The sequence below is a fragment of the Microbacterium sp. MYb72 genome (assembly GCF_002979415.1).
Lineage (GTDB): Bacteria > Actinomycetota > Actinomycetes > Actinomycetales > Microbacteriaceae > Microbacterium > Microbacterium natoriense.
This window is the reverse complement of record NZ_PCOT01000060.1, coordinates 1-6,340: the sequence shown is the minus strand read 5'-3', so window position 1 is coordinate 6,340 and position 6,340 is coordinate 1. Positions and strand designations below refer to the sequence as shown.

Below are 6,340 nucleotides of genomic sequence, written 5' to 3'. Positions count from 1 at the left end.
CGCATTCCGCGATCCGGCCGGAAACATGGTGCGTCTGCAGCAGACCGCCTGATCGAGAGAAGAGCAAGAGGATGCAGCAGCACGCCGCCGACACCCATGACCTGATCCGCGTGCAGGGCGCGCGTGAGAACAACCTCAAAGACGTGAGCGTGGAGATCCCGAAGCGGCGCCTCACCGTCTTCACCGGGGTGTCCGGTTCGGGGAAGAGCTCCCTGGTGTTCGACACCATCGCCGCGGAGTCGCGCCGGATGATCGATGAGACCTACAGCGCCTTCGTGCAGGGCTTCATGCCGTCCGTGCCTCGTCCCGACGTCGACGTGCTCGAGGGGCTCACCACCTCCATCATCGTCGACCAGGAGCGCCTCGGAGCGAACCCGCGCTCGACGGTCGGCACGGTCACCGACGCGAACGCGATGCTGCGCATCCTCTTCTCCAAGCTGGGGCAGCCGTACATCGGCGGCCCGACCGCGTTCTCCTTCAACATCCCCACCCAGAAGGCCAGCGGTGTGATGACGGGCCCCGGCGGGGAGAAGAAGATCGTCAAGGACGCGATCTACCTCGGCGGCATGTGCCCGCGGTGCGAGGGGAGGGGAGCGGTCTCCGATCTCGACCTCGCTCAGATCGTCGACGAGTCGAAGTCCCTCGATGAGGGCGCGATCATGGTGCCCGGCTACACCGCCGACGGATGGATGGTGAAGGGCTTCTCGCAGTCGGGGTTCTACCCGGCTGACAAGCCGATCGCCGCGTTCAGCGAGAAGCAGCGGCACCTCTTCCTCTACGGCGAGGTCACGAAGGTCAAGATCTCCGGGATCAACATGACCTACGAGGGTCTCATCCCCAAGATCACGAAGTCGATGCTCTCCAAGGACCTCGACGCACTGCAGCCGCACATCCGCGCGTTCGTCGAGCGCGTCGCCACGTTCGCGGTCTGCCCCGAATGCGACGGCACCCGTCTGACGGAGGGCGCCCGCTCATCGAAGATCGACGGCGTCAGCATCGCCGACGCATGCCGGATGCAGGTGACCGACCTCGCGGCCTGGGTGCGCGGGCTGGATCTGCCCGGTGCGGGGCCGCTGCTCGAGGCCTTGAGCGCGAATCTCGACGCCTTCGTCACTCTGGGTCTCGGCTACCTGTCGCTGGAGCGCCCGTCGGGCACGCTGTCGGGGGGAGAGGCGCAGCGCATCAAGATGCTCCGTCACCTCGGCTCATCCCTCACGGACGTGACCTATGTGTTCGACGAGCCGACCATCGGCCTGCACCCGCACGACATCCAGCGCATGAACTCCCTGCTGCTGCGTCTGCGCGACAAGGGCAACACCGTGCTGGTCGTCGAGCACAAGCCCGAGACGATCGCCATCGGCGACCACGTCGTCGACCTCGGACCAGGCGCAGGCAGCGCCGGCGGCGAGATCTGCTTCGAGGGCACCGTCGAAGGTCTCAAGGCGAGCGGGACCAAGACCGGCGCGCATCTCGACGATCGGGCGGCTCTCAAGGACTCCGTGCGCACGGGCGACGGAGCCATCGAGGTGAGGGGAGCGACGGCGAACAATCTGCAGGACGTAGACGTCGACATCCCCAAGGGCGTGCTCACGGTCGTGACCGGCGTCGCCGGCTCCGGCAAGAGCTCCCTCATCCACGGCTCCGTCTCGAAGCGCGACGGCGTCGTCGCCATCGACCAGGGGGCCATCAAGGGCTCCCGTCGCAGCAACCCCGCCACCTACACGGGCCTGCTCGAGCCGATCCGCAAGGCATTCGCGAAGGCGAACGGCGTGAAGCCTGCGCTGTTCAGCGCCAACTCCGAGGGAGCGTGCCCCACCTGCAAGGGAGCGGGCGTGATCATCACCGAGCTCGGCTTCATGGACACCATCGAGACGCCGTGCGAGGACTGCGGCGGGAAGCGCTTCCAGGCCAGCGTGCTGGAGTACAAGCTCGCGGGCAAGGACATCACCGAGGTGCTCGACCTGCCGGTCGCCGAGGCGCGCGTGTTCTTCGCTCGGACAGCCGCTGTCGACGCTGTCAGGTGGCGAGCGTCAGCGGATCAAGCTCGCGATCCAGATGGGGGAGAAGGGCGACATCTACGTCCTCGACGAACCCACCACCGGACTCCACCTCGCCGATGTGCAGAACATCCTCGGGCTCCTGGATCGACTGGTGGAATCGGGCAAGACGGTCATCGTCATCGAGCACCACCAGGCTGTCATGGCTCACGCCGACTGGATCATCGACATCGGTCCCGGCGCAGGTCACGACGGCGGCCGGGTCGTGTTCGAGGGCACTCCGGCCGATCTCGTCGCCGACAGGGCGACGGTGACGGGGGAGCACCTCGCCGAGTACGTCGGGGCGTGAACGGTCAGTCGCGGCGCGCGATGATCGTGTAGGTGCACGGGACGAGGTTCTGCTCCGCCTCCGGCCAGGCGAAACCGTCCGGCACCTCGATCATCCGTTGACTGAACCGCCACGGGAGCGTCTTCCCCTCGTCGAAGTGGAGCAGCCTCAGGCCTGCCCTGAGCAGGGCGCCGAGGATCTCGGAGAGCGGATGCGGCCACTCGTAGGTTCGCGGATGCGCGAGCGTGCCGTCGCCGACGTACGTGGATTCGTCGTCCCACTGCTGCGCGGTGCCGTCGCCGAAGTACGGGTAGCGGAGGGCCAGCGTCGGTGAGTCCTCATCAAGCGCATAGAGCAGAGGATGACCGTCGCGGATGAAGAACGTGCCGCCAGGCCGAAGGAGCGCGACGATCTGCGCCGCCCATCGGTCCAGGTCGTCGAGCCAGGTGATGGTCCCGATGCTCGTGTAGACCACGTCGAAATCTCCGGTCACGGCACGTCGGGCGTCGAGGACATCGGTCTCGACCCAGGTCGCGTCGACACCTGCACGGTCCGCCAGCCTCGACGCCGCGTGGAGCGCAGAGGGGGAGAAGTCCACACCCGTGACGATCGCGCCAGCGCGCGCCAACGAGACCGTGTCGGTGCCGATATGACACTGCAGGTGGCACAGGTCGAGCCCGGCGAGGCTCTCCGCGGGAAGGAACGGCGCAAGGGCGGTGAGATCCGCGCGGACCACATCGCTCAGGTGCGCGGGATCGTCGTACGCGTCCAGCCCGTACGCCTCTTGGTGCAGCGGCACGCGATCCTCCCAGTTCTCCCGGTTCGTCGCCCGCGCATCCTCCCACCCGATCTCCACGTTGCTCTCGTTCACGATGCGAGCCTATCCGCCGTGGTGCACGCCGGGCTGTCGGTGCAGCGGGAGAATGGACGGATGTCCGTAGATCGCTCGTACATCCGCGTCAAGACGATGCTCATCGCACCGCATCCCGATGGATCCCGGCACCTCGTCAGCAGAAACGCTCCGACCACGGAGAACCCGGACGGATACGACCGGCTCGTCGGCGGCAGCGTCGAGCTCGGAGAAACCCATCGTGAGGCGATCATCCGCGAGGTTCGGGAGGAACTCGACTCCGAGATCCTGGATCTGGTGCATGTGGGCGTCGTCGAGAACATCTTCCGGTTCAACGGTGAGCTCGGTCACGAGATCGTCGCGCTGTACACCGGACGTCTGGCGTACATGCCGCCCAGCGAAGGCGGCGCGCTCACGGAATCCGACGGCTCGACGGTCCCTGTCGTGTGGCGTCCGTTCGATGACGCTCAGCTCACGGTTCCGCTGTACCCCGCGGCCGCGAACGAGTGGATACGCGACCTGCCCAGCGACCTCGTGAGGTAATGCCGATAATGCACATTATGTCAGGTCACGTGAGAAGCGTCCCGGGACTGCCCGACGCGTCCTCCCCTGACGGCGCCGTCGCCTGAACCAGTCGAAGTGACGCTCACAGCGCGGTGAGAGTCAACGGCGTGAAATCGACACTCGAATCACGGTGGCGTGCTCGAAGCCATTCGATCGCCTCGTGCAGGTCTCGGCCGATGTTCGTCAGCGAGTCGAATCGGGTCGTGTGATATATCGTCAGCTCATCATCATCGCCATCGCGGGCGCCGGTGTCCCAGGCGAGATAGTCGCCGTTCTCGCTCATGGCGAAGACCATAAGTCGCTGCGCGATCTCCCACGAGCCGTGGGGTTCGACCTTCCAGTCGTACCCCTCTGTCCGGCCCTCATCGAAGTCCTCATGCAATCGATCGGTCAGGTGTTGGCCTCGACCCAACACGCCGTCACCGAATCCCGAAGGGGCCGGTGTGTAGATGAGCCAGAGACCGAACAGCCGCCCCCAGCCGAACGAGCGGACGAAAGAAGCGTACGACGGCGGAAATCCTGCGCCGTCCGGCAGCCGGTGATTGGTGAGCGTGCCCTCATCCAGTGTCGGCTCGGGCAGCTCGCTGATGGAGAGCTTCCACGGATTCTCGTTGTCCACCCCTGAAGGGTATCCGTCGGCTGCTCGGTGGCACTGCGTCGGGAGTGTCGACGGCCGGCTGCGATCGGTGCTCACGGATGAGTGGGACCACGAGATCGTCCTGTCCGCACTCCCCTGAGCGGACGTGTCGGCGCATGGACTCTCAGCGAGAGCCGTCGACCCCGTAACCTGCCAGGAACAGCTCGACCGCGCGTGAGACGTCGACACCAGCGGGAGCGCCTCCGAGCAACTGCGAGTTCAGCGGGGCGCCGATCACGAGCCAGGTGAACTGCTCCGCAGCCGCGTGAGAATCCTCGATCTGAAGCCGCCCCTGCTCGCTGATCCCCTGCAGCGCTGCGGCGAGGTTCTCGATGTTCGCGTTCCAGCTCTCCTCGAGGTACCGCTCGGCCACATCCGGGTGTGCCGTGGCCTCAGCCGTCACCAGCCGACGCATCTCCAGAACGGGGGCGCTGAGGATGCCCGCTCGCATCGTCTCCCCCAGTTCCACGAGCCCTGCCCTCACGTCACCGCTCTCCCCCAGGCGTGCCAATGCCGGCCGCATCGCATCCCTCCCCGCGTGCGCCCAATCGCGCACGACCGCGGCGAAGAGGGCCGGCTTCGACGAGTGCTCCCGGTACAGGGACGCCTTCGAGATCTTCGCGCGCTTGGCGACCTCATCCATCGAGGTCCCGGCGTATCCACGCTCCAGAAACACCCCTCGAGCGACCGCGACCAAGTCGGCACCGGAACTCCCCGCAGGTCGGCCGGGGCCGCGAACGCTGTCTGTCATGGTCACTACTTTAGTACTTGACAGTTCTAAAGTAGGCGGAATAACATTCAGTACTAATCGGTACTAAAGGAGCGTCATGATCGTCATCGGAATCCTTGTCGCGTCGGTAGCCTCATTCCTCGCCAGCGCCGCCCTCTATGCGATACCCGCCGTCTCTGCGCTCATCGCGCGAACGGCGACGCCGAGACCCGGTCTCCCCGTCGTCGTCCAGATGCTCAGCGTGCTGCTGCGGAGCATCCTCGCCTCCGTGTTGATCGCCGGGCTGATGCTGGCTGCCGACTGGCACGGCCCTGCGACGGGCGCAGCGCTCGGCCTCGCCCTTTCCACACTCCCCCTCATCCTCCTCATGGGCGGCGTGGTTCATGAGAACACCGCCCTGTCGGCAGCCGGCGTGCATCTGCTCGACTGGATCATCAAGCTCACGCTCATCGGGGTCATCATCGGCCTCTTCCTCTGACACGAAGCCCGATCGGAGAACCTCATGACCAGCACGACCCCCTTGGACATCACCTTCACCGCGACACTGGGAAAGGTTCGCGCCGGAGACACGTGGACCTGTGTGCAGCTGCCGGACTCGGCATCGATCTTCGCCACTCGGGGCCTCGTCAAGGTCGAGGGGACCATCGATGACGTGCCATTCCGGGGCGCTTTCATGGCTCTCGGTGACGGAACCCACAAGCTGCCCGTCGCGGCTGTGATCAGGAAGAGGATCGGCAAGACCGATGGAGACGCCGTCACCGTCCATCTGACCGGTCGTCGGAGTTGAGCGGCTCCGTGCGAGGCACATGCCTAGGATTGGGCCGTGTCCATCGATGACTGCGTCACCATCCTCACTGTGCGGGGCGTGACCCTCGAGGCTGGGCTCAGCCCCACCGAGATCATCGGTGTCGAAGAACGTTTCGGATTCGAATTCAACCCCGACCATCGACGTCTTCTCGAGACCGTCCAGCCCACGGGAGAACGCTGGTTGGACTGGCGAAACGAGAGCCCAGCGAGCATCGAGGCGCGTCTGGCCTGGCCCTTGGAAGGGCTCCTCTTCGACGTCGAGCACGATTCCTTCTGGCCTTCGACCTGGCCGAAGAAGCCGGATACCCGTGCCGAGCAGTTCCAGATCGCTGCCGATCGAATCGCAACGTGGCCGATGCTGGTGCCGATCTTCGCGCACCGCTACTTGCCGGCGCACCCCTTTTCCGGTGGGGCCCCTGTCTTCTCG

The 6,340-nt window shown here is 65.8% G+C and carries 7 protein-coding genes and 1 pseudogene; 5 read left to right on the top strand and 3 right to left on the bottom strand.

The window, feature by feature from the left end:
• The first annotated feature begins 71 nt into the window (after positions 1-71).
• Positions 72-2,346, top strand: a pseudogene (locus CQ047_RS18525) (ATP-binding cassette domain-containing protein).
• A gap of 4 nt (positions 2,347-2,350) precedes the next feature.
• Here CQ047_RS18525 and CQ047_RS18520 read toward each other — a convergent pair.
• Positions 2,351-3,196: a bifunctional 2-polyprenyl-6-hydroxyphenol methylase/3-demethylubiquinol 3-O-methyltransferase UbiG gene (locus CQ047_RS18520; protein ID WP_105677513.1), complete on the bottom strand. Its 846-nt coding sequence runs from the start codon at positions 3,194-3,196 to the stop codon at positions 2,351-2,353.
• A 60-nt stretch (positions 3,197-3,256) separates the two neighbouring features.
• Here CQ047_RS18520 and CQ047_RS18515 point away from each other — a divergent pair, with 60 nt between their 5' ends.
• The gene (locus CQ047_RS18515; RefSeq protein WP_105677512.1) at positions 3,257-3,718 is read left to right on the top strand and encodes an NUDIX domain-containing protein; all 462 of its coding nucleotides are present in this window, start codon (positions 3,257-3,259) and stop codon (positions 3,716-3,718) included.
• A 103-nt stretch (positions 3,719-3,821) separates the two neighbouring features.
• Here CQ047_RS18515 and CQ047_RS18510 read toward each other — a convergent pair whose 3' ends face one another.
• Positions 3,822-4,358, bottom strand: coding sequence for a hypothetical protein (locus CQ047_RS18510; RefSeq protein ID WP_105677510.1), 537 nt, complete (start codon positions 4,356-4,358; stop codon positions 3,822-3,824).
• A gap of 142 nt (positions 4,359-4,500) precedes the next feature.
• Entirely contained in the window at positions 4,501-5,127 is a 627-nt protein-coding gene (locus CQ047_RS18505) for a TetR/AcrR family transcriptional regulator (protein ID WP_105677515.1), read from the bottom strand.
• Positions 5,128-5,203: 76 nt separating this feature from the next.
• On the opposite strand from CQ047_RS18505, the gene CQ047_RS18500 reads away from it, so the two are divergent.
• The 3 genes from CQ047_RS18500 to CQ047_RS18490 form a co-directional block, all read left to right on the top strand.
• Complete coding sequence (locus CQ047_RS18500) at positions 5,204-5,584, top strand: DUF1761 family protein (protein WP_105677509.1); 381 nt, start codon at positions 5,204-5,206, stop codon at positions 5,582-5,584.
• A gap of 24 nt (positions 5,585-5,608) precedes the next feature.
• A complete protein-coding gene (locus CQ047_RS18495; protein WP_105677508.1) occupies positions 5,609-5,893 on the top strand; it encodes a DUF1905 domain-containing protein in 285 nt (94 codons plus the stop codon).
• A gap of 36 nt (positions 5,894-5,929) precedes the next feature.
• The coding region (locus CQ047_RS18490; RefSeq protein ID WP_105677506.1) for a hypothetical protein at positions 5,930-6,340 on the top strand (411 nt) is incomplete at its 3' end.

Coding starts and splice junctions, on each gene's coding strand:
- CQ047_RS18505 (WP_105677515.1), bottom strand. CDS start 5,127: ATGACAGACAGCGTTCGCGGCCCCGGCCGACCTGCGGGGAGTTCCGGT.
- CQ047_RS18515 (WP_105677512.1), top strand. CDS start 3,257: ATGTCCGTAGATCGCTCGTACATCCGCGTCAAGACGATGCTCATCGCA.
- CQ047_RS18500 (WP_105677509.1), top strand. CDS start 5,204: ATGATCGTCATCGGAATCCTTGTCGCGTCGGTAGCCTCATTCCTCGCC.
- CQ047_RS18495 (WP_105677508.1), top strand. CDS start 5,609: ATGACCAGCACGACCCCCTTGGACATCACCTTCACCGCGACACTGGGA.